This is a genomic window from Pedobacter sp. ASV28 (assembly GCF_016428855.1).
In the GTDB taxonomy this organism is placed as follows: Bacteria; Bacteroidota; Bacteroidia; order Sphingobacteriales; family Sphingobacteriaceae; genus Pedobacter.
Genome location: NZ_JAELTN010000002.1, coordinates 128509 through 150460, shown reverse-complemented (window position 1 = coordinate 150460; position 21952 = coordinate 128509). Strand labels below are relative to the sequence as shown.

19 protein-coding genes are annotated in these 21952 nt (G+C 37.7%); 5 read left to right on the top strand and 14 right to left on the bottom strand.

Annotation, left to right across the window (positions count from 1 at the left end; genetic code table 11):
* Positions 1-23: 23 nt before the first annotated feature.
* The 3 genes from JHD79_RS01540 to JHD79_RS01530 form a co-directional block, all read right to left on the bottom strand.
* Positions 24-755, bottom strand: a complete 732-nt coding sequence (locus tag JHD79_RS01540; protein ID WP_199117321.1) for a hypothetical protein — start codon at positions 753-755, stop codon at positions 24-26.
* Positions 752-4186 (bottom strand): hypothetical protein, encoded by a 3435-nt coding sequence (locus JHD79_RS01535; RefSeq protein ID WP_199117320.1) that lies wholly within the window; start codon positions 4184-4186, stop codon positions 752-754. The genes JHD79_RS01540 and JHD79_RS01535 overlap by 4 nt, the downstream gene beginning before the upstream one ends.
* A gap of 190 nt (positions 4187-4376) precedes the next feature.
* The gene (locus JHD79_RS01530; protein WP_199117319.1) at positions 4377-6002 is read right to left on the bottom strand and encodes a hypothetical protein; all 1626 of its coding nucleotides are present in this window, start codon (positions 6000-6002) and stop codon (positions 4377-4379) included.
* A 340-nt stretch (positions 6003-6342) separates the two neighbouring features.
* Here JHD79_RS01530 and JHD79_RS01525 point away from each other — a divergent pair, with 340 nt between their 5' ends.
* Both JHD79_RS01525 and JHD79_RS01520 read left to right on the top strand, forming a co-directional pair.
* Positions 6343-9036, top strand: coding sequence for a M14 family zinc carboxypeptidase (locus tag JHD79_RS01525; protein WP_199117318.1), 2694 nt, complete (start codon positions 6343-6345; stop codon positions 9034-9036).
* A 114-nt stretch (positions 9037-9150) separates the two neighbouring features.
* The gene (locus tag JHD79_RS01520) at positions 9151-9867 is read left to right on the top strand and encodes a DsbA family oxidoreductase (protein WP_199117317.1); all 717 of its coding nucleotides are present in this window, start codon (positions 9151-9153) and stop codon (positions 9865-9867) included.
* A 159-nt stretch (positions 9868-10026) separates the two neighbouring features.
* Here JHD79_RS01520 and JHD79_RS01515 read toward each other — a convergent pair whose 3' ends face one another.
* The 3 genes from JHD79_RS01515 to JHD79_RS01505 all read right to left on the bottom strand — a co-directional run bounded on the left by JHD79_RS01515 (position 10027) and on the right by JHD79_RS01505 (position 13393).
* Positions 10027-12225 (bottom strand): carboxy terminal-processing peptidase, encoded by a 2199-nt coding sequence (locus tag JHD79_RS01515; protein ID WP_233164517.1) that lies wholly within the window; start codon positions 12223-12225, stop codon positions 10027-10029.
* A 129-nt stretch (positions 12226-12354) separates the two neighbouring features.
* Positions 12355-12573: a response regulator transcription factor gene (locus tag JHD79_RS01510; RefSeq protein ID WP_199117315.1), complete on the bottom strand. Its 219-nt coding sequence runs from the start codon at positions 12571-12573 to the stop codon at positions 12355-12357.
* A 121-nt stretch (positions 12574-12694) separates the two neighbouring features.
* Positions 12695-13393 (bottom strand): hypothetical protein, encoded by a 699-nt coding sequence (locus tag JHD79_RS01505; protein WP_233164516.1) that lies wholly within the window; start codon positions 13391-13393, stop codon positions 12695-12697.
* 197 nt (positions 13394-13590) lie between these two features.
* On the opposite strand from JHD79_RS01505, the gene JHD79_RS01500 reads away from it, so the two are divergent.
* Positions 13591-13926, top strand: a complete 336-nt coding sequence (locus JHD79_RS01500; protein WP_199117314.1) for a heavy metal-binding domain-containing protein — start codon at positions 13591-13593, stop codon at positions 13924-13926.
* A gap of 187 nt (positions 13927-14113) precedes the next feature.
* Here JHD79_RS01500 and ffh read toward each other — a convergent pair whose 3' ends face one another.
* The 8 genes from ffh to ruvX form a co-directional block, all read right to left on the bottom strand.
* A complete protein-coding gene (gene ffh, locus JHD79_RS01495; protein ID WP_199117313.1) occupies positions 14114-15448 on the bottom strand; it encodes a signal recognition particle protein in 1335 nt (444 codons plus the stop codon).
* A 199-nt stretch (positions 15449-15647) separates the two neighbouring features.
* Positions 15648-16640, bottom strand: a complete 993-nt coding sequence (locus JHD79_RS01490) for a DUF3078 domain-containing protein (RefSeq protein ID WP_199117312.1) — start codon at positions 16638-16640, stop codon at positions 15648-15650.
* 70 nt (positions 16641-16710) lie between these two features.
* On the bottom strand, positions 16711-17037 hold the full coding sequence (locus tag JHD79_RS01485) for a hypothetical protein (RefSeq protein WP_233164515.1): 327 nt from the start codon (positions 17035-17037) through the stop codon (positions 16711-16713).
* The gene (locus tag JHD79_RS01480) at positions 17037-17789 is read right to left on the bottom strand and encodes a hypothetical protein (protein WP_199117311.1); all 753 of its coding nucleotides are present in this window, start codon (positions 17787-17789) and stop codon (positions 17037-17039) included. The genes JHD79_RS01485 and JHD79_RS01480 overlap by 1 nt, the downstream gene beginning before the upstream one ends.
* A 50-nt stretch (positions 17790-17839) precedes the next feature.
* Positions 17840-18685, bottom strand: a complete 846-nt coding sequence (locus JHD79_RS01475) for a glucosaminidase domain-containing protein (RefSeq protein ID WP_199117310.1) — start codon at positions 18683-18685, stop codon at positions 17840-17842.
* Positions 18686-18702: 17 nt separating this feature from the next.
* Positions 18703-19377, bottom strand: coding sequence for a glucosaminidase domain-containing protein (locus JHD79_RS01470; protein WP_199117309.1), 675 nt, complete (start codon positions 19375-19377; stop codon positions 18703-18705).
* A 71-nt stretch (positions 19378-19448) separates the two neighbouring features.
* Entirely contained in the window at positions 19449-20078 is a 630-nt protein-coding gene (locus tag JHD79_RS01465; protein ID WP_199117308.1) for an O-methyltransferase, read from the bottom strand.
* 5 nt (positions 20079-20083) lie between these two features.
* Positions 20084-20500, bottom strand: coding sequence for a Holliday junction resolvase RuvX (gene ruvX / locus JHD79_RS01460; RefSeq protein ID WP_199117307.1), 417 nt, complete (start codon positions 20498-20500; stop codon positions 20084-20086).
* 296 nt (positions 20501-20796) lie between these two features.
* Here ruvX and JHD79_RS01455 point away from each other — a divergent pair, with 296 nt between their 5' ends.
* Entirely contained in the window at positions 20797-21348 is a 552-nt protein-coding gene (locus tag JHD79_RS01455) for an RNA polymerase sigma factor (RefSeq protein WP_199117306.1), read from the top strand.
* Positions 21345-21872: a hypothetical protein gene (locus JHD79_RS01450; RefSeq protein ID WP_199117305.1), complete on the top strand. Its 528-nt coding sequence runs from the start codon at positions 21345-21347 to the stop codon at positions 21870-21872. Before JHD79_RS01455 ends, JHD79_RS01450 begins: the two co-directional genes overlap by 4 nt.
* Positions 21873-21952: the final 80 nt, after the last annotated feature.

The following is a 21952-nucleotide window of genomic DNA, read 5'->3' as shown; positions in this document are numbered from 1 at the left end:
TAGTTTTAGCTCTGTTAATACATCTAATTAAATTTGAAAGTTCCAGTCTGCGTTTGCACGATATCTCCATTTTTCCCATCCAGTGTCCAATACAAAAATGAATTTACTTTGTCAGGATAACCGGTGTTTACTAACCAAAAAGGGTATTTGAGATTATTTTCACTTTTTTTCTCACCAAAAGTTTGACTTATACTTGCCTCACCGTTATTCGGATTATTTTTAAGGAATTTAATAACATCGTCTATAGGAAATTCAAATTCTTTATCATAATCAAATTCTTCTATTACCCTTCCGGTTTTGTCCCATATGATATATTTCCCTATTCTTATCTTAATGTTTTTAAAGGTATCATCCTCTATTCTCTTTTCTATATATTTCCGCTCAGGAGAACCGTCTTCAAAATATTCATAAACATATATCAAAGATGGTTGATCATAATAGTTTACTTTTCTATTTTGAACCGAGATCCCCTTCTCCAAATTTCTCACATATAATTTTTCAACATTGTCTTTCCCTTTAATCTCCAATTTGTAGGATACACTATTATTAGTGTTGTCGTGAGATACGGTTTTTCCATCCAATACAAAAGAAGTTACCGTTGGTTGTTTTTCGTCTAAAAAATCGCCTTTGGTATTTCCTAATTCTTCTATTTTTTTTAAGTCTAATTTTTCCATTCCTTTGTCTTTAAATGTTATAATCGAGCTGCTGCAACTTTGAAAGAGCACTAATGCTATAAAACATAATATCTTTTTCATTTTTCAGTTTTTAAGGTCGAATTATTCCTAAGTTTATCCAACTGATATTTGTTAAAACCAATCCTGCTATCGCTAGGGGCAATTGACGTATCAATATAATCCAATATATTGTCTGTTATGAATTCACGAAAAGTAAACTCGCTATCATTACCAAACGAATGAAATAAAGAAAGACCATGGCCAGCTTCATGAGAGATTGTGGAACGTTGCAACGGTATTCCGGATCCCGTATTAGCTATTGCCGAAGCATATAGAATCAGTGTCGGTAAAAACGAAATGATGTATGTTCCCGTGCCTTCTGCTTCACCATATAGAATATTATAAGAACTTCCTACAGCACTAGAAATACAATCGTCACCGAAAACAAATATTGACAACTTATTATCAAAAAAGCCTTGGGAGAATTTTGGTTTACCTTTTAGATATGAGATCTCGACTGGGCTTAAAAACGTTGGCGGATTTGGTGTAGGAGAAGGGTAAGGACTACTATAGTTTGTATAGAATACTGGATCGACAGACCTTCGTAAATCTAAAGTTTCTACACTAGCAGCCATTTTTATGTCGATAAGAGCTTGATTTAAACTTTTAGTGAGAATATCTTCCAATATTTTTTCATTTCCCTTTAGCCCAGTTTTAGATATTGCGGGATCTAAGTTTGTTGTGCAGTCTATAAAAGTTACATCCAATTCCTTTCTGTTTGCTTTTGAATTTGGCAAAGCCCATAATACACCTGCAAGTTTTTCTACATTATTTTCAACTGCAACTATTTCAATTTTTTTATACTCTGAAAACTCTATAAGTGTTTCAATTTTAATAGTTAAAGTTCTTAACACACCTCCTGTAACAGTTTTATTGTTTATCTCTAAATAGCCATATTTAGCATCATTCGGAAGAACGGTAGTACTATTTGGTGGAATAGATGTTACTTGAAAATGTTCTTTTTCAAATTTAATTTTCAAACTGCTTGGGCTAGAACCAATTTCTATCTTTAAATCTAAAACAGCTTCTGTAAGGCACTTTTTTATTCCGTTACTTGTAAGTTTCGGAAAACCGCTCAAACTACCTCCAATATTTTTATAAGGATATAGCGCTATCCAAGAACCTGTATATAAATGAGAATTACTTTTGGTGGGATATATTGGAAATAAATTTCTAAATTTAATGATTTCATTTTTCTCAACATCAAAGCTACCACCATCATCTTTAATCTTTACGCCTCCTACAATGCTATAATAATGCCCAATGTTATTCAAATAAGTTCTATCAATTGGAGCTAAGCTATCTCCAGTCAGCGTAGTATCTCCCTTACGTATCCAATCAAAACCATATTCTCCTTTCCAATTGTTAGAAGGATTCGAAATATCAGAATGAGGTCTAAAACTAATTAGCGAATTCGAAAATTCTTTATAATACTCTTGTGAACTAGAATAATCTTTCGAAAAGAAATAGAAGCCATCTAAAGTGTAAATATGAATATCATTTGTAGGAAATGATTCTAATAATATATTAGTAGAATTTTCAAATTTAACTCCTAATCTAAATTTTCTATAAGGCGCAGAAATACCTATATTAATTTCATCAAGCTTAAAGTATACATTGGCAGCGTCAATTGGCAATAACTGTCCTATGATGGTATTTTCGGCTTCTGTTATACCAAGTTGAAAATAACCATTCCTTTTATTTATATTGTGCTCATGTACCAGCATAAGCGAGTTGATGGTTACACTTTCTACACTATCGAAGAATTCTCCCTTATAAATTGAAAAATTATTGTCTTCATATAGTTTTAATATATAATCTGAGTAGTTGGAGGCTTTTTTTACAATCCCAAAAGTTTGATTATTAACGTGTATATTTTCTTGATAAGAAAATCTTTTATTGGTATCTGATGTAACAGTAGCTATATGCAAACTGCGTTTAATAGCAACGGAGTTTATAACTTTACCGCCATCAAGAAAAATTCTATCTTGAATTTGAGCGCCATTACGCAAGAACTCATGCGTATTTACCATTCTACCACTATCTCTATACCCCCAGCTACATTTTTCAATATCGTTATTTTCAATCGGGGGTTTTATCCCAAAATACCATAAATCTTCAAAATAACTTACCTCAGGAAAAACCTGTGTAAGATTGCAATTTATTATTGCAAATGAAGCACATGTCCTAACAGGGTCGGTATGAATTTTCAACGTAAATGGCCTAAGAAAGTTATTGGTGACATACACAACAGGAGAATAAGCGATTGGATATAAATTTGAAGCAACGCTTGGCGCAATGACGTTTATAGAAACATGTTTATCTCTATTCGGTAAAATATGTGGGTCAACATTATATTGTAATACTCCGAAAATCCAATCTTGTCCCACATTAGGTTGATATATTTTTATTAATACTGGCCAACCATAGGTTTCGTTACTATCTGATGGAATCTGATTAGTTAAATCAAATAATAATTTTCGAGAAGTATTATAGTAATTATAAGACCTTCCTCTTTCTCCTTTTACATATACATATATATTGTTTTTTGTCTGATACTTTTTTAAAATATTAGAATAGATTTCAGTATTTGTTTTTAAGATTATGCCATTTGATGTTTTTATATTTCCACACTCTATATGAGAGCCCCAAAATGCGGCAGCATCTATAAACTGATGGATATATTCTTTGTATCTTTTTTCTCTATCTACCTTTGTCATAGTGGCAGATGCACTGATGAGGCCTAAATCAAGGACATGCTCATTTTTTCGGGCGTAAGCCAAATCAAGTTTAAATAGCTCTTCTTGGTTTTCTAGCTGGTAGTCGCCGTAATCTAACACAATATCTAAACCTAAAGAGCCAGAAAAATTGCCAATATAATCACCTTTATTACACTCGGGCAACTGATAGGTATCAGCACCCTCTATAAAAGTATTGAAGATGGTATCGATAAGCATTGCGTTAGTTTGTATGATTGGGTTATATCCTATTCTTTTTGCAGGAAATATAGAAGGTACGGTACCGCTGGGAAGATAGTAGGCGGTATAGTCGTCCCATAAGTTTTGTAATAATTTTGGTTGTAAAGGGTCGGATATATTTTTAGCGATTAGACTATCACTGTTATCGATCAAATCAGACTTATTAATCCCTCTATAAATGAAATATTTGATTTTGATAGGTGCATGATCGTTGCCTTCTGGCTTAAGAATTAGATTAATTTTGGTATTATCCCCTTCCATGGGTTGTATTAGAATACGGCCTTTACAAATAGCAAAAACTTTTGCCGATTGAATAGGGCTTAGCAACCTTACAACAGCGGTAGTCCTATATTGGGTTGTTTCACTGCCCACCACTGGCCCAAATGCATCTGTGGCTAAGTTGCCCGCAACAGCATCAGCCAAAGAGCCGTATTCTGTATAGAAATAAGATTTGGGGTTATATTGTACAGCCATGTTTTTTTTAGGAATTTTAAATGTTTATCTTGCCCAATCGTTGCGGCTTTTAGACGAATATTTTTTTAAATTTTTCTTTAATTTCAATCTCCTATAAGTAACCGTTTTTAATCAACCAATGAGCAATAACTCCCAAAGCGTAGCGGTTGGGCTCCATCCCCTCGCTAGTTGCAAAGACTTTTCCGTAGCCCTATTCTAAAACAAGCACCGCCGTTTTTGCTATCTTGTTGTATCTTATTACGCCAATTTTATAGTAACTACTAAGTATTCCGGTTTCTCTAACTTTATTCGTATGCAGCGAAACTTGCTCACTGCTCACTATTGCCCCTCCCGTATTTATAAAATCAGTACCGTCCTTTGCCATAGTGCCTCCTTTGTAGGTAACCAGGCTTAAACTAAAGTTCCCATATTTTGGTGTTCTATACCAACCCGCATACAGGCCAACATCAACAATATCGACAGACGACAGAGGGGGGGGGTGAATAAAATTCTTATAACTTATTAATACCGCCTCCGTACCTGAAACCTGATTATCTCCTCCCCACCATAGATAAGAATTACTTTGCGGGTTTACACCAACTGGGACAGTGTGTTTTGATTCGGAGCTAGCAAACCCTACGTATATATCATCATAAATGGTACCTGTATGCTCAAATCCCACAAGAATATCTAGATCCTCCTCCTCCTCCTCTCCCCAAATATATCTCAGCACTGCAAAATCAAAATTGTCTATAATGATCGGTTCGGCAGTTTGGTAGGTTAGCGTACCGCTGGGCACATTGAAGTTGAAACGTAGCAGCATGGGCAGGTAGTCTTTGTTGTAGTTACCATTTGCCCCACCAACTGCATGGGTTTGGAAGTTTTCATAATAAAGATTGGCCCCACCAATTACTGTAGGGGCATAGCTGCCCGTACTGCCGTTCATGGCCATCACACCTGTATAGTCCTTTAAGCTAAAAGACCCTGTAATAGCTTTTACGGCGTTAGATCTTCCCCTAATTTCCAGTACAAAATCCTGTATGCGAGGGTACTGTCTAATGAGTTTGGCCATATTAAACTCGAATCTCCATTTCAATATGCTGGCATTATCTATCAGATCGGAAGCTAGAATAAATGCGTCGGCAGGGAGGCTGTTGTTTGGCAGAAAGTTATTACCGGTGTATACCAGTGTCTGCCCGCCATCAATGTCTGCATTGACGATAATAGCCCCTCCGTTTAGGGGTGTATCGTTAAATAGATCTACCACCAGCACAGAGGGGTAACGTACATTGGTATTTAAAATGGTAATGGGCAAGGTTCGGCTTATTCCTCCTCCCAATGTGGCCGTGATGGTGGCCTGTTTGTCATTAAAATCGGAATCGTCTCTAAGGGTAGATAACACGTTAAAATCAAAGCTACCCCCCATATTTATACTGAAAGTTGTTTTTTCCGTCACTTTCATCTGCGTTCCGCTGCCAAAGGAGAGGTAGGCTTCATAAGTGGCCACAGCGCCTTCCTGTACAGATGTTGGTCCTGCTATAGTAAGAGAGTTGACCAACATATTTGCATAAAAATCCAAATATTTTACGCCCGACCAGCCCTGTACCGTTAATATACGTACACCAATGGTATGGGGCCCATCGGCGGTCATTGAGCTTACCTGTTGTCCTTGTTCTTCAATAAGTATAACCTTGTCCAAAAACCATTGATAGGCCTGTACGCTTTCTTGGTCCGGAGCCGAATCAAATTCGACACTAAAAGAAAAAGTATTATTGGATAAATAGGTTTCCCCAACTAGGGCGAAAGGCGGACCAAATAGGCATAAAATGGCAGGCATAGAGAGGTCATTAGTGAAAAAATTATTTATCCTAAGTTAGTAGTTATGTTCAAAAAAACAAGAAACAATTAGGGTTTTAATGAAAATTTAATCTCAAGCCAATGGCTTAATAAAAGGGACATTCGGCCAAGTCCGCTGTCAGGGCTTTGTCGAAACAAAAGACATTTTCTCCTTCACTTAGGGCACTAGATGTAGAATGCACCTGTAAAGTTTTTGATCGAAAACTTAGCAGTATTAAGAAATTTCTGTAAAGAAAGCTACCCGTGTAACAAAATTATCGAGGTCCTACTATACTAATTTTTCTGTCCTATATTTGATTTAACCATCAAACATAAACAACATGATAAAAAAATATTTGAGAAAATGCTGTTGGGTGTTTTTATTGGCGGGAAGTTTTAGTGCCCTAGCCCAAGAAGTGCCCACACCCAATTCACATTTTGGTTTTACCATTGGTGATAATTACCAATTGGCTAATTACACGCAAACCGAAGCTTATTTTAAGAAATTGGCCGCCAGCTCTAAGCGGGTTAAATTAGTAGATATTGGTAAGACCGAAGAAGGCAGAAGCCAATACATGTTAATCGTTACTTCGCCCGAGAACCATAAAAACCTGGAGAAATATAAGTCCATTTCCCAAAAATTGGCAAGAGCTGAAGGACTTTCTGAAAAGGAAGCAAAAGAGCTTGCCCAACAAGGAAAGGCCATCGTTTGGATTGATGGAGGTTTACATGCCAATGAAACGGTGGGCGCACATCAATTAATACAAACTGCCTATAATTTGGCAAGTAGAACCGATGCCGAAACTACAAAAATATTAGATGACGTAATTGTGCTAATGACACATGCCAATCCTGATGGGCAAGAGTTACAGAGCAACTGGTATATGAGGGAGCAAAACCCAGAGAAAAGATCACTGGCGGGTTTACCTCGTTTGTATCAAAAGTATGCTGGACATGACAATAACCGTGATTTCTTTATGCTCAATCTTAAAGAAACCCAAAACATGGGGCGTCAACTGTTTATAGAATGGATTCCGCAGATCATGTATAACCACCATCAGTCTGGTCCTGCAGGAACCGTTGTTGCTGGTCCTCCGTTCCGCGATCCACATAATTATGTATTTGATCCTATTATCTTAACCAGCCTTGATGCGGTTGGAGCGGCCATGCATAATCGTTTAAATGTAGAAGATAAGCCTGGTTATACCCAAAGAGGAGGTTCTGTGTTCTCTACCTGGTATAATGGCGGATTGAGAACAACTACGTATTTTCATAATATGGTGGGCTTATTAACAGAAATTGTAGGTAGTCCCACACCTATGGAAATTCCTTTAGTACCATCGCGCCTACTGCCAAACAGCGATTCGCCAAACCCGGTTTTACCGCAGAAATGGTATTTTAAAAATGCGATAGATTATTCGGTTTCACTAAATTATGCAGTATTGAACTATGCTCAACGTTATCACGATGAGTTATTGTTTAATATCTATAAAATGGGTAAAAATGCTATTGATAGAGGAAGTAAAGACACTTGGTCTTTCTCTCCCCAAAAGATAGAAGCCATTAATGCTGCCGCCAAGAAAGACAGCAAATCTGCAAGTGGAAATGCAAGAAGAACAATGGACACGAAGTTTTTCGACGAAGTGATGAAAGATCCGAAAAACCGTGACGCACGTGGATATATTCTTTCTGCCAATCAGCCAGACTTTACAACGGCCATTAGATTTTTAAATGCCTTGATTAGAACAGGTGTAGTGGTACATAAAGCCACAGCAGCATTTACCGTAGAAGGGAAAACATACCCGGCAGGATCTTATATTGTGAAGACAGATCAGGCGTTTAGGCCCCATGTTCTGGATATGTTCGAACCGCAAGATCACCCCAATGATTTTAAATACGAAGGAGGCCCCCCAGTAGCGCCTTATGATGCCGCAGGTTGGACCTTGGCCTACTTGATGAATGTGAAGTTTGATAGGGTATTAAATGACTTTAATGGTCCTTTCCAGAAAATGCCTTATGGAGAATTACTGAAAGCAGCGCCACAAACCTTACCTAGTGCAAACGGCTATGCTTTAAGTGCACAAGCCAATGAAAGTTATTTGGCCGTAAACGAGTTGCTTAAAGCTGGAGTAGAAGTGTTGCGAAATCCTATTGATGGTTCTTTTTATGTAACTGCTACGGCAAAAGCAAAAGAAGCCTTAAATAAGGCAGAACATAATTTCGGAATGAAGATCTCTTCTGCCTCAAAACCAAAGGGCGCAATAAAGGTAAAACCATCACGAATAGCACTTTGGGATACCTATGGCGGCTCTATGGCTTCGGGTTGGATGAGATATATTATGGAGCAATATCATTATGAGGTTACCGTTGTATATCCACCAGATATTGATGCAGGTAAATTAAAGGATAAATATGATGTGCTGATTATGGTTGGTGGTGCGGTACCTGCTTTGAATAATAATGAAGGAGGAAGGGGTGGAAATACGCCGAATGTTGAGAATATTCCTGATGAATTTAAAGGCCGGGTGGGCAGAATGACACAGGAAAAATCTATTCCCGAACTGAAATCATTTTTGGAAAATGGAGGTCACATTGTGGCCATTGGCTCGGCTACCAACTTGGCGGCTCATTTGGGCCTACCCGTTAAAAATGCCTTGGTAACCAAGGTAAACGGAGAAGAGAAACGTTTACCATCAGATAAATTTTATGTTCCAGGTAGTGTACTCAGTGTGAAAATAGACGGTAAAATACCCGCTAACTGGGGGCTTGATGAAAATACAGATGTTTATTTTGACAATAGTCCGGTATTTAATATTACGACTACAGATGGTAAAATAAGACCTTTGGCATGGTTTGCATCAGATAAACCTTTACGTAGTGGCTGGGCTTGGGGACAAAACTACCTTAAAGATGGCGTTGCTGCTTTTGAAGCAGATTATGGTAAGGGTAAGTTATTTGCCTTTGGTCCAGAAATTGCCTTTAGGGCACAGACACATGGTACGTTTAAATGGTTGTTCAACCAGTTGTATAAATAACAAAGCTAGCTTTGGACATTGGATCGGCCCTGCAAACTTATTGTTTGCAGGGCCGATTTTCTTTTTACCCTATTCTTACCAAACTCTGCCCATAACCACCTTAACTTTGTATTCATGAAAGTAGAAATTTGGTCTGATGTAATGTGTCCATTTTGCTATATTGGTAAAAGGCACTTTGAGAAAGCAATGGAGGCATTGCCATTTCAAGATGAAATCGAAGTAGAATGGAAAAGCTTCCAACTTAATCCCGATTATGAAAATGTAGACCACGAAGATTTGTATGCCTATTTGGCGAGAAGCAAGGGAATGAGCAGACAACAGGCTCAACAAATGACCTTGCAGGTCGCAGATATGGCCAAAAATGCGGGCCTGTCGATAGATTTTAGCACCAACATCCCTGCCAATTCGTTTAATGCTCATCGATTAATCCATTTTGCCGCAGATAAAGGACTACAAGATCAGGCTGAAGAAGCTCTTTTTAAAGCACACTTTGTCGAGGCTAGAGATGTGGCTAACCCAGAAGAACTATTGTCTATCGCTAAAGAACTTGGCCTAGAGGTAGAAGCGGTTAAAAAAATGCTAGATTCAGATGAATTTGCAGAAGCAGTGAGATATGATGTTTATGAAAGTCAGCAATTGGGTATTAGGGGCGTGCCATACTTTGTATTAGATAGAAAATATGGAATTTCTGGGGCACAACCAGTAGAAACGTTTGTTGAAGCTATTACCAAGGGCTACAAAGAATGGAAAGAAAGCAAAAAAGTTGGACCATTGGAAGATTTGGGTACAGCAGGAAAGAATGCTTGTGATGATACTGGCTGCGAAATTTAATGGTTTTAAAAGAGTTCCCATACTTGGGGGCTTAAGCTGTTGGATAAGCTTATAAAAAGGTGGGCTGTTAATTTATGGATAATCGGGAGTTATATCTTTTTAAATAAGATAAAAAAAAGCGATAGGGTTCTTTCCTATCGCTTTTCTTTTGGTGGATTTTTATTGATTTAAGGCAGATTTATTAGTGCTGTTCTTGCTGAGCTTGGAGTTTTCGGCATATTTCATGAAGTCGACCATAATTCTCATGCTCTCATCTTCTACAAAATCTGAAACTTCTTGTTTTGTGGTTTTTTCACCTTTCTTTAGGGCCGGTAATCCTTTTTGTGCCCTTAATTGGTTTAATCTTTCTAAAGATTTTGCCTCAAATGAATCACGCTCTGCCTTAAGCTTGGCTTCATTTAGCGTAACAGAGGTTTCATTTTCCCTTTTTTTCCCTTCTTCAATATCTTCTTGTAATATTTTATAGTCTATTGATTTGGCCATTCTTTCTTCATGTAGCTTGATCAGGTTGGCCTTGGCTTCGGTCAAATTATAAATAGTATTGTAAGCAGAAGGTGTAACCATATCAAAAGGCAGCGCAGAGGGTTCTGTATCTTCTCCAATCTTATCTAATGGATAGATGGAAGGAAAGTTAATATCTGGAATAACCCCTTTATGTTGTGTACTATTTCCACTAATACGATAAAATTTAGCCATGGTCAAATTGATCTGGCCCAATTGCGGGATACCATTTTTGTCTACTATGGTCACAGTGGAAGAATTGTTTTTTGAAGGACCTGTGGTGGTTTCATTCTTTTTGAATAAAGCAGCCAATTTTTGTAGCATAGAAGAATTCATCAACGAATTCAGGTCAATGGAAGATTGTACAGTTCCTTTACCATAGGTTTGTGTGCCCATGATAATACCACGGCCATAATCCTGAATGGCACCAGCAAAAATTTCTGATGCAGAAGCACTCAAACGGTCAACCATTACACCAAGTGGGCCATCCCAAGCTACACCAGTGTCTTCATCTTTATACACCTTTAGGCTGTTTCTATAGTCTTTTACTTGTACGATGGGACCTTTGCCAACAAATAGGCCAGATAGGTCTATTGCTTCATTTAAAGAGCCTCCACCATTTGCTCTTAGATCTACCACAATGGCATCCACTTTATCCATGTTTTTTAAGGTGTCAATCAATAAGCGGACATCCCTTGTGGTACTTTTGTAATTGGGATCTCCGGCATTGGCGGCTTTAAAATCAGCATAAAATGCAGGGATTTTGATAATGCCAATTTTAAAAGGCTTACCATTATCCTCTATGGTTTTAACCGATTTTTTAGCCGATTGCTCCGCTAAAATTATTTTGTCTCTTACTAAACTGATAATTAACGGTTTTGAAGATAAGTCTTGCCCAACAGGGATCACTTTTAATCGAACGGTGGTGCCTTTCGGACCTTTTATTTTCGAAACGGTATTGTCTATTCTCCATCCTATTACATCTTCAAACTCACCATCCCCTTGGGCTACGGCAACAATTCGATCTCCGGCATTCAGTTTTTTGCTTTTAAATGCAGGACCTCCGGGCATGATGGATACAATCTTGGTCACTTCGTTTTCTAATTGGAGCACGGCACCAATACCTTCCAGTGAACGAGACATTTCCTGATTGAATGTTTCGGCATTTCTAGGATTAAAATAATTGGTATGTGGGTCTATCGCCTCCGTGAAAGAATCCATCAATATTTGGAAAACATCCTGGTTATTGAATTTACCAGCCTGAGATTTTAGGTTAGTGTAGCGTTTGGTAAGCGTTTCTACGTTTTTTGCTTCATCTGTACCTGCAATCTTAAGATTGACCAATTCATATTTTACTCTTTTCTTCCACAGATCGTTTAGTGCAGAGGTCGTTTTGATCCAGGGCATATTTTCCCTATCATATACATAGGTGTCATTCTGATTGAAATCGTACTTGTTTTTGATCTGGGAAAGGGAATAGTCTATACGTTCATTATACCGCTTTAGGTAAACATTGAAAATATAGAAAGGAGCGCTAAGGTCTCCAATTCTAAAATCATCATCCAAAGTTGTTCTGTAGGCCTCAAACTCTTTAATGTCACTTTCCAAAAAATAATATTTGGAAGGATCAAGCGCTTTGATATACCGATCTAGAACGATGGATGATATAGAATCGTTAATCTTTATTTTCTTATAGTTATAGTTTTCTATTAAACCCACTACTTCCTTGCAAACCAAACTCTGTTGTTCATCAAACTTGATGTTTGGCACACCTTCCACCGGTTTTTGCGCTTTTGGCGATGCTGTGCAAGCCAAAATAGCAGCGGTAAAGGTGATTGTAAATATTTTTTTCAGCATCTCTTTAACTGTTTTAAAATCCATTCTTATAAAATCATTATCCAATATGATACCAATTTCTTAAATAAACAAAAAAGATACAGAATTACTCTGTATCTTTTTTGTAAACTTTATAAAAGTAACGTTTAACTACGATAGTAAATTGTTTTGGATGGCTAAAATAACCAAACCCACAACACTTTTAATCTTGGTTTTCTTAAAAATATTTTTTCTATGGGTTTCCACCGTTCGCTTGCTGATAGATAGATGGGTGGCAATGTCCTGATTATTGTATTCTTTGGTAATGAGTTGTATAATCTCTATTTCCCTTTTACTCAAGAGCGAGGTAAGTTTTTGCGAATCCTTCATTCTAATGTTTGGGTTTAATGATAAGTAAAATTATGAAACCCTAGTTGTGAGACAATACCCATAAAAGGGTATATTTCAATTGGATAGGAGCAAAACTGAAGAAGTAAACGACAAGTGTAGGTTAAATCAGACTATTTGCCTTCTTAGTTGCTGTTTTTTCTGCAATAAGCGCTCTGTTATTTCTAATCTGTTGGTTAAATTGATTGATATTTGCGTTTTTAGAGAGCAATTCGGCTGTATTTAAGTCTTTAGTGGCCAATTTATAATCTTTCTTTCTGATCTTTGTAACAGCAATGCCCAGCACAGATTCTATATACGCAGCCTTATTATTAAGTTGCTGAGCCAAAATGCCCTGCTGGGTATAAAACCATAAGGCTTGAGTAAGTTTGTTGGCAGCCAGGTATATTTTGCCTAATTGCTGGTAAGATGCCATCTGGCCATCTTTGCTGTGTATTTTAGTATAGTTCTTTAATGCTTGGCTTAGAATGACCTGTTCGGCCTCCATGTAGTTTGACAACGAAAGGTGCGCATTGCTTAACCTTAACAGCGCAGTTCCATATCGGGAAAATTTTCTATTGTTTTGGTATTCGTTGGCTGCTCTGTTGAACATGGAAACAGCGCCCCTAAAATCACCCATGCGTTCATAACGCTCTGCTTCATCAAAAAAATCATCACCATTGGTAAGATTATTGCCCAATACGGCAAGATTCACAGAAAACTGAAGCGAATTAGGTTGTTCTAAACCGGGCGAAACGGTTATTTGCGCCTTTGCACTAAGCGAAAAAACTATAGCAATAAGCAATAGGCAGCAATTTTTCATTATGCAAAGATAGATTTTTTATAATTAAAAATGTAAAAGGTTGTTTTTCTTGTTATTATATTAATTTTTGGAGATTATTTATTTAAGGCTTAAATGCTTTGAATGCGTTTAGGAATAGACGGGGAAGTAACATTTTCATGGAATATGGTTGTAACATCTCCATTAAAAGAAAGTCGAAATATAAAAACTAAAAAAAAATGTTAATAACAACAACCAATACGGTAGAAGGCAAAAAAATCGTAAAATATATAGGCCTTGTAACTGGCGAAACAATTATTGGCGCCAATATTTTTAAAGATCTATTTGCGGGCTTGAGAGACATTGTTGGCGGTAGGGCCGGATCTTATGAGCAGGTATTACGTGAGGGCAAAAATACGGCGGTAAACGAAATGCAACAATATGCAGCTGCAATGGGTGCAAACGCCGTGATTGGTGTTGACCTGGACTATGAAACAGTAGGCAGCGGAGGCAGTATGTTAATGGTAACGGCAAGTGGTACGGCGGTAATTTTAGAAGATATCCCTAACTATTAGTATAAGATTGGCTCCCATTGAAGTCATAAAAGAGACCTATAAATTATCGTCGTTATTCCATAAGATGATGTTAAGAGGAAGCATGCTACCATACATACAATTGGGCAGGGTATAGCAAATAAATAAGCTAAAAACCCCAATGCCTTTGCAACATTGGGGTTTTATATTTTTGAATTTTAACTTCGGCTTAGCGTTGTGGCATCTTAGGCATGTTGCGCATCATTTTGGCCGCTGCCGCTGGATTAGAGAATTGTTTCATTACTTTCCTCATGTCTTCAAATTGCTTTAAAAGCTTAGTCACATCTTCTACTTTGTTACCAGAACCTTTGGCAATACGTACCCTCCGGCTCTGTTGTATAACGTCTGGATTTTCCTTTTCGTAAGGGGTCATCGATTGGATGATCGACTCTACGCCTTTAAAGGCATCATCGTCAATATCAACATTCTTCATCATCTTGCCAACACCAGGTATCATACCCATCAAATCTTTCATGTTACCCATTTTCTTGATCTGTTGGATTTGGTTATAGAAATCGTTGAAATCGAATTTATTCTTGCGGATTTTCTTTTGTAGTTCTGCGGCTTCCTTTTCATCGAACTGTTGTTGTGCTCGTTCTACCAAAGAGACCACATCACCCATGCCCAAAATACGAGAAGCCATCCTATCGGGATAGAAAACATCGAGGGCTTCCATTTTTTCACCGGTACCGATAAACTTGATCGGTTTATCTACTACTGATTTAATAGAAAGTGCAGCTCCACCACGGGTATCACCATCTAGCTTGGTCAATACTACACCTGTGAAATCCAATCTATCATTAAATATCTTTGCCGTATTTACAGCATCCTGACCAGTCATTGCGTCCACTACAAACAAAATCTCGTGCGGTTTGGTCTGTGCTTTCACTTCAGAGATTTCTGCCATTAGGGCTTCGTCAATTGATAAACGACCGGCGGTATCGATAATAATAACGTTATTATTATTCTTTTTACCTTCTGCTATGCCTTCTAGTGCAATAGCTACCGGATCTTTTGATTCCTTATTGGCGTAAACAGGAACACCAACCTGTTCTCCAAGCACCTGCAGCTGGTCTACTGCTGCTGGACGATAAACATCGCCAGCCACTAGAATAGGCTTTTTACCTTTACCCTTCAGGTGTAGTGCCAATTTACCGGTGAAGGTGGTTTTTCCAGCACCGTTCAATCCGGCAATTAATATAATGGTTGGATTGTTTTTTAAATCTAATTCGGTAGCCTGACCGCCCATGAGGCTAGCAAGCTCATCATTCATGATCTTGGTCAATAACTGGCCAGGAGAAACAGAGGTAAGTACGTTTGCACCTAATGCCTTTTCCTTAACTTCATCGGTAAATGACTTTGCGGTTTTATAGTTTACATCGGCGTCTAATAAAGCTTTACGAATCTCTTTCATGGTTTCTGCCACGTTGATTTCGGTAATGCTTCCCTGTCCTTTAAGGACCTTAAATGCCCTGTCTAGCTTATCCTGTAAATTTTCAAACATTGCTGTAATGTTTTATGAGTTAAAATTTTATAAAGTGCAAAGGTATTAATTTTGCATTACAATAAATAACGATGAGTGGGCAAAGTTACGGCGGTTTAAACCATCAATTGAGAGTTGAAAAAGGAAGTTTAGTCCTTTGGCTTACTATTTAGCTTATTTTCTAAACAGAATAAGGTTGAACAAATAAAGCTGCTTCTGTTTATCTTGGAAAGGTAAAGCTTAAACCTAGTGCAAGCGCCTGACTGCTTTGAACTTTTAAGTCCATATCCCGATCATAGAGAATGACACCTGTTAGGGATACGTTCATAAATCGATTGATCTTTGCTAGAAAAGCAACATCCAATCTATGGTCTATATGCCCGAAATTATCGTAAGGGATGAACATATTATACTTTGATCTTAATATCAAATTCTTCATGATCTCCTTTTCCAGATTGCTTACAATCTGAAAGGCAAGCTCATTTCTGATTTTTGTTCCCCTTTTTACCCCAAAGTTGTTGGCATTGGTTTTATATAAAGTGGTATCCAAAACAAAAGTTTGGCGAGCGGTACCTGTACCTATACGGGTAGAAAAAGCTTTACTTGGTTTGTATTCAAAACCCATTGATTCGGTGATATAGCCAGGAGACATGAACTTGGAAAGCAATTTCGCCTGTTCATTTCCCTGGGCATCTTTAGAATAGGAAAAACCTTTGTCGAACTGCGACTCGAAGTTTAGCGAAGCAAAGAAATACCAGTTCTTAGACATTTGGATGGCCGCTTTATTATCCCAATAGATACGGTCATTGGTTTTCTTTTGCAACTGATCCTTATTTTTTACTTTGCCATATTGCAAAATGACCTCACTGGTATAACTATAACTTTCTTTACTGTATTCTGCCTTATAATTTACGGCCGCCCCTATGGCGATAGAGTTTACTCCACCACCTTTCCAATTGTCACTAAATGAAGCCTGGTTTACGTTAATGCCTACTGTAGCCTTTGATTTCCAATAGTTTATTTTTGCTTGCACCAAAGCAGGTCTTAATTCTACGGGCTCAAATTTGATAATGCCTGTTCTGGAAGGAAGTGGGCTTCTTTTCAATCTGATTTCCATATCTTTTATGGGAATAGGAATCGTGTCAATCTCTTGGGCGGCAAGATTTAAAGAAAGGGCTAAAACAGTAAGGAAACTAAGTAATAAACGCTTCATTTTCTACAAAATAACGCAAAATTTTGTAAATTATTGATTGACTTGTCGTTTAAAAAGATAAAATAATGAACTAGCTTTTGAAAAAGGAATACCAGGCAAATGGCTTTCTTGTGCCTAAGTAGCTCAGGTCATGTTCCTTTGCATAAGCTTCTTTTTCAAATAGGATATGAGAATAAGCTTGATGGTGATTTCTGTATTTAAGCAGATTAAAGGCATAGTTGAGGAAATACATGATGTAAAAAGGGACAATGAGCAGTTCTAATTGTTGCCTATGGTGAATTAATTCATGGTTAATTAAAATGCTGTCATTTTTATACCCAGCTTCTTTGACCAGGATAAAAGGGAACAGTGCCATTGCGGCTGCAGGTAATTTTGGTAGATGTATTAATATGGCCATTACATTTTCTCAATGCTTAGCTGAGGTAGCTTGGGCAGACGGAACATAGAGGGGTTCCGTTTATAGGATGCATAGCTATTTCTGATGAACTGAATAAATGCATAATCTGATGCGGTAAGTACAAACTGGTAGGTTGGCCTGTACTGTAACATGAAATCTTTGAGATCTTCATTTTTTATGTCGACAATAGCTTTTACATATTCTGGCCGGTACCTATAATCAATCACTTCTTCTTTATAGTCTTTCTCTAATATTTTTTGCAGGTGACGAGCATTTTTTCCATCCCTGCTTAAAAGATTGTAAATGGCATCAATTCCCAATCCAACACCTCTAGAGCCTAAGTTTAATAAATCCCTACTGCTGCCTTTGTCCAATTTATATTTATATTCATCCAACTTTGATTTATAGCGTTCTTGGGGCGTCTTGTTTTTGCCATAAATATTAACTTCCTTAAGCCTTATTCCTAGCGATTTTAGCTGAAATACAATGGCACTTTGCCCCCTATAAACTACGGTATCCATTCCATATCCACCCAAGGCTGCAAAAAGCGTATCGCCCACCTTGGCATTGGTCACAAATTCTCCCTTGGTGTTGTTATAAAGACCTTCATCATTCGCAGGGTTGTAAATGTACACTTTGGCCAAGCGTAATTTACTGTCTTGGTCTATGACAAAGCCCTGAACGGCCTTGTTTTGTGAAAACAGGGCAGAGGAGCTGAACAACAAAAAAAATAAGGCAATGGCAGATTTCATTTGAACAACAAAACTACAATATAAATAAATTTGGTTGGTTTATCTTAACATTATTTAACTACCAAAAGTTTTTGTCCAATTTTGATATTATTGTCGGTAAGTTGGTTTAATGCCTTTAGTTCATCTACGGTTATTTTATATAACTGGCTAATTTTAAACAGGGTATCTCCTTGCTGAACCACATAGTATTTTCCGCCTTCCAATGCTGTTGGCGGATCTTTTGGCGCAACGGCTACTGGGGTAAATTTTTGTTGTTCCTTAGGAATGTTGGCATTGATTTCCGTAAATACCCGATCTTCCCTTAAGATTTTTTCTCGCTCGCTTTCCGGTTGATCGTATTGGTAAAGGCTATACTTTTCGATCAGGTTGATCAATAGGTCAGGGTATTTTGGATTGGTGGCATAACCTGCATTCTTAAGTCCTATTGCCCAGTTCTTGTAATCATTTTTATCTAACTCAAACAAGGCGCTATATCTTTTTCTCTTTAAAAAATTAGAGTGGTCCTTATAGGACTCTCTAGGGTCTTTGTATACCCTAAAACAATCGTTCTTTTGGTCATCATCTTTATAATAGGCTTTCCCTTTCCAGTCGGAAGTACATTTAATGCCAAAATGGTTATTGGCATATTTGGCCAAATCGCTATTTCCGCTTCCCGACTCCAGAATGCCCTGTGCCAAGGTGATGCTTGCTGGAATACCAAATTTGTTCATCTCTTCTATAGCCACAGCCTTAAAGGAATCGATATAGGATACGGTATTGTAGGAAATGGGGTTGGGATTTTCTTTGCGGGCATCTTTTTCAATCTGCTTATTGTTACGGCTGTATTGCTTGGTTTTGCATGAGCTTAGAAAAATGAGGGCAATGGCTAAAATAGAAATGGGTTTAGAAATGGTCATATTCTTTTTCTTTTGGATTAGAGTTTTAATTTCTGTCCAGGTTTTAAAGCATTAGATCTTAGTCCATTTTTATTTTTAATGGAACTGACGGTAGTACGGTTTCGTTGTGCAATAATACTTAAATTATCACCTTTTTTAACGGTATATATCTTGGCTGCTGATCTTTTCTTGGAACGAGCAACAATTTTGGGTTCTTCTGGCGCCACATAATCATCAGGTCTGTTATCATATTGGTAAAGCTCATATTTATTAATGAGTGCAATAACCTGCGAGGCCCAAGTCCTGCTTCTGGCATAACCACCCCGTTGAATACCCCGTGCCCAGTTCTTAAAATCATATTTATCATATTTTTCGAAGAGCACATTAAAGTAGGTTCTGCTTTTTAAGAAGGTTATAAAATGATTGTAAGAAGAATCTACACTTGGAAAATCTTTATAGGAAGATCGAATTTCTGTACTGGAGTTTTTGCCCTTAAAGCCAAAATGATTATTTAGGTAACGGGCAATTTTACTCTTCCCCGACCCCGACTCATGAATGGCTACAGCTAGAATGACACTTGCAGGTAAAGAATGTGCTTCCATGAGCTCCTTTGCCTTATCTACATGCTCTTCGATATATTCTTCGGTAGTTGTTTGGGCATTGGTAAGTAGTACCGATAAAAGTAGAACGCTTAAAACAAATATTTTCTTCATCGTTTTTCTGGTTAATCGGCTAATTTTTGGGGCCAATAATTAATTTTAGTTCAAACCATTAGGTTGTTCAACTACTTTTTCCTAATCACGAATAATCCATCCCTAACAGGTAGGATTAATTTTTCCACTCTTTGGTCGTTATTGATCTTGTCGTTAAAGGAACTAATATTCTGGGTATCTTTATCTTGTGCATTATTCAGTATTTTTCCACTCCATAATACATTATCTACGATAATGATGCCACCAGGCTTAACCCGGTCAAATACCAGATCGTAATAAGTGCCATTATTTTTCTTGTCCGCATCAATAAAAACCAGGTCAAAAGTTTCCGAAATGTTTTTTAAACTTTCTTGCGCATCGCCAAGGATATATTTTATTTTGGGATTAAATGGTGATTTGGAAAAATTATTCCTCACCATGTCTTCGAGTTCAACGTTAATGTCAAGGGTATAGATAAGCCCATCTTCGGTTAATCCTTCGGCAAGGCACAAAGTTGCATATCCGGTAAAAGTACCAATCTCCAATATCCTTTTAGGATGGTTCATTTTGCTCAGCATACTTAATACACGGCCTTGATAATGGCCGCTCATCATGCGGGGCATAAGTACCTTTAGGTTGGTTTCCCTATCAATAGCCTGTAATAGGTTATCCTCAGGCTCACAATATCTTAATAAGAGTTCTTGTAATTCTTCGCTGATCATTGTGCTTATAAACGATGTTGTTCCATGAAATATTGCAGAATTATGGTTGCGGATATGGTATCTACCCTTTCTTTGTCTCTTCTGTCGCTTTTCTTTAAGCCACTTTGCATGATAGTAGCATGAGCCATTTTTGAGGTAAAACGTTCATCAACCCAATGTTGTGGAATGCTTGGGAAATTTTTTTTCAAAATGGTAGAGAACCCTTTTACGTGCTGGGCACTTTCTGAGGGTGAGCCGTCCATCTGCTTTGGGTCTCCCAGTATAAATGCTTCAACCTGTTCGTTCTGAAGGTATTTCTTAAGGAAATCGACAATGTCTTTTGGATGTACGGTATCCAAACCCGTTGCTATAATTTGCAAAGGATCGGTAACGGCAATGCCAATACGCTTGGTGCCATAATCGAATGCTAAGATACGTGCCATTGTGGCAAAGATAGGGTTTTTGATTTACGATCTTAATGGCCCGTTGCAGGCTGGGCTTACGAATGGGTTTGGTGTTGCTTTAATCATAAACCCAATTGCAATGAAAAGCCCACAGTTGAGTGCTCTGCCTAGCGCAGATAGCGAAACGAGAGCTTGTAATGGAAAGTGGGGCTTGTCTTGCATAGGACAGGACATTTTACCTTGCTTTTCCTATATTTAACCTTCATTCGAAAAATTTTATATCATGATGCAACGTTTTGAAATTCACGTTGTCTTTTGATCAGAACGTTTAGAATTTGGAAACAGTTTATATAGATAAGCACGCAACATTGGTTGACGATTGCCGCAAAGGGAGTCGCAAGGCACAGTTTGAGTTATACAAATTGTATGCTACGGCGATGTATCATGTAGCTCTGAGAATCGTTAATGACGATGCCGAGGCAGAAGATGTGCTGCAGGAAGCTTTTTTGGATGCTTTTAACCGCATTGCAGATTTTAGGCAGGAAACCACGTTTGGTCTGTGGCTCAAACAGATTGTGATCAACCGGTCGATCAACTATTTACGGAAGCGTAAAATGGAACTGGTAAGTGTTGATGATGTAGATATTGCCGAAGAACCAGGGCCAGATTTTGAAGAAACGCAGCTGAAAGTGGCGGCCATAAAGCAGGCAATGACCGAACTGCCAGATGGATACAGGGTGGTATTAACATTGTATCTGTTTGAAGGTTACGATCATGAGGAGATCGCACATATTTTAAAAATAACAGAAAATACCTCCCGTACGCAATATATGCGGGCAAAAAGAAAGTTGAATAGTTTATTAGTAATGAAAGGAGTAGTAAGATGAGCGATAAATTAGAAGGGTTTATAAAAGAAAATAAGAAGCAGTTTGAAGTTGGCGGTCCATCAGATCAACTATGGAACAGAATAGCGGCAGAACTGGATAAGAAGCCGGTAAAAAAAAACATTAGGTTATACCAATGGCTAAGTGTTGCTGCCATGTTGGTTTTAAGCTTGGGTATTTATTTTGGTTATCAGCATAAAAAAATAAACGGTGAAATCATAGTGGCCGATATTAATCCAAATTTAGGAAAGAAGGAAGTGAGATTTACCAGCCTTATTGAAGAGAAAAGGGACAGTCTTCAAGTTTTTGCCAATTCGGATCCTGAACTGTACAAAAAGTTTATGGCCGACTTAGGTAAGATTGATGCAGATTATCAGGAACTGAAAAAACAATTGCAAACCAGCCCTAATAAGGCTTTGGTTGGAAAAGCAATGATGAAAAACCTCGAAATCCAGCTTCAGATGATCAGTCAGCAATTATACATTATCAATCAAGTCAATCAATATAAAAAAGAGAGTATCATATGATGCAAAAAAGCTTTTCGCTTATTTCTTGACGTCGGTTATCAAGCAATGGCAATGGCATCAGTTTTAGGAAAACAATTTAA

Coding starts and splice junctions, on each gene's coding strand:
- JHD79_RS01540 (WP_199117321.1), bottom strand. CDS start 755: ATGAAAAAGATATTATGTTTTATAGCATTAGTGCTCTTTCAAAGTTGC.
- JHD79_RS01535 (WP_199117320.1), bottom strand. CDS start 4,186: ATGGCTGTACAATATAACCCCAAATCTTATTTCTATACAGAATACGGC.
- JHD79_RS01530 (WP_199117319.1), bottom strand. CDS start 6,002: ATGCCTGCCATTTTATGCCTATTTGGTCCGCCTTTCGCCCTAGTTGGG.
- JHD79_RS01525 (WP_199117318.1), top strand. CDS start 6,343: ATGATAAAAAAATATTTGAGAAAATGCTGTTGGGTGTTTTTATTGGCG.
- JHD79_RS01520 (WP_199117317.1), top strand. CDS start 9,151: ATGAAAGTAGAAATTTGGTCTGATGTAATGTGTCCATTTTGCTATATT.
- JHD79_RS01515 (WP_233164517.1), bottom strand. CDS start 12,225: ATGCTGAAAAAAATATTTACAATCACCTTTACCGCTGCTATTTTGGCT.
- JHD79_RS01510 (WP_199117315.1), bottom strand. CDS start 12,573: ATGAAGGATTCGCAAAAACTTACCTCGCTCTTGAGTAAAAGGGAAATA.
- JHD79_RS01505 (WP_233164516.1), bottom strand. CDS start 13,393: ATGAAAAATTGCTGCCTATTGCTTATTGCTATAGTTTTTTCGCTTAGT.
- JHD79_RS01500 (WP_199117314.1), top strand. CDS start 13,591: ATGTTAATAACAACAACCAATACGGTAGAAGGCAAAAAAATCGTAAAA.
- ffh (WP_199117313.1), bottom strand. CDS start 15,448: ATGTTTGAAAATTTACAGGATAAGCTAGACAGGGCATTTAAGGTCCTT.
- JHD79_RS01490 (WP_199117312.1), bottom strand. CDS start 16,640: ATGAAGCGTTTATTACTTAGTTTCCTTACTGTTTTAGCCCTTTCTTTA.
- JHD79_RS01485 (WP_233164515.1), bottom strand. CDS start 17,037: ATGGCCATATTAATACATCTACCAAAATTACCTGCAGCCGCAATGGCA.
- JHD79_RS01480 (WP_199117311.1), bottom strand. CDS start 17,789: ATGAAATCTGCCATTGCCTTATTTTTTTTGTTGTTCAGCTCCTCTGCC.
- JHD79_RS01475 (WP_199117310.1), bottom strand. CDS start 18,685: ATGACCATTTCTAAACCCATTTCTATTTTAGCCATTGCCCTCATTTTT.
- JHD79_RS01470 (WP_199117309.1), bottom strand. CDS start 19,377: ATGAAGAAAATATTTGTTTTAAGCGTTCTACTTTTATCGGTACTACTT.
- JHD79_RS01465 (WP_199117308.1), bottom strand. CDS start 20,078: ATGATCAGCGAAGAATTACAAGAACTCTTATTAAGATATTGTGAGCCT.
- ruvX (WP_199117307.1), bottom strand. CDS start 20,500: ATGGCACGTATCTTAGCATTCGATTATGGCACCAAGCGTATTGGCATT.
- JHD79_RS01450 (WP_199117305.1), top strand. CDS start 21,345: ATGAGCGATAAATTAGAAGGGTTTATAAAAGAAAATAAGAAGCAGTTT.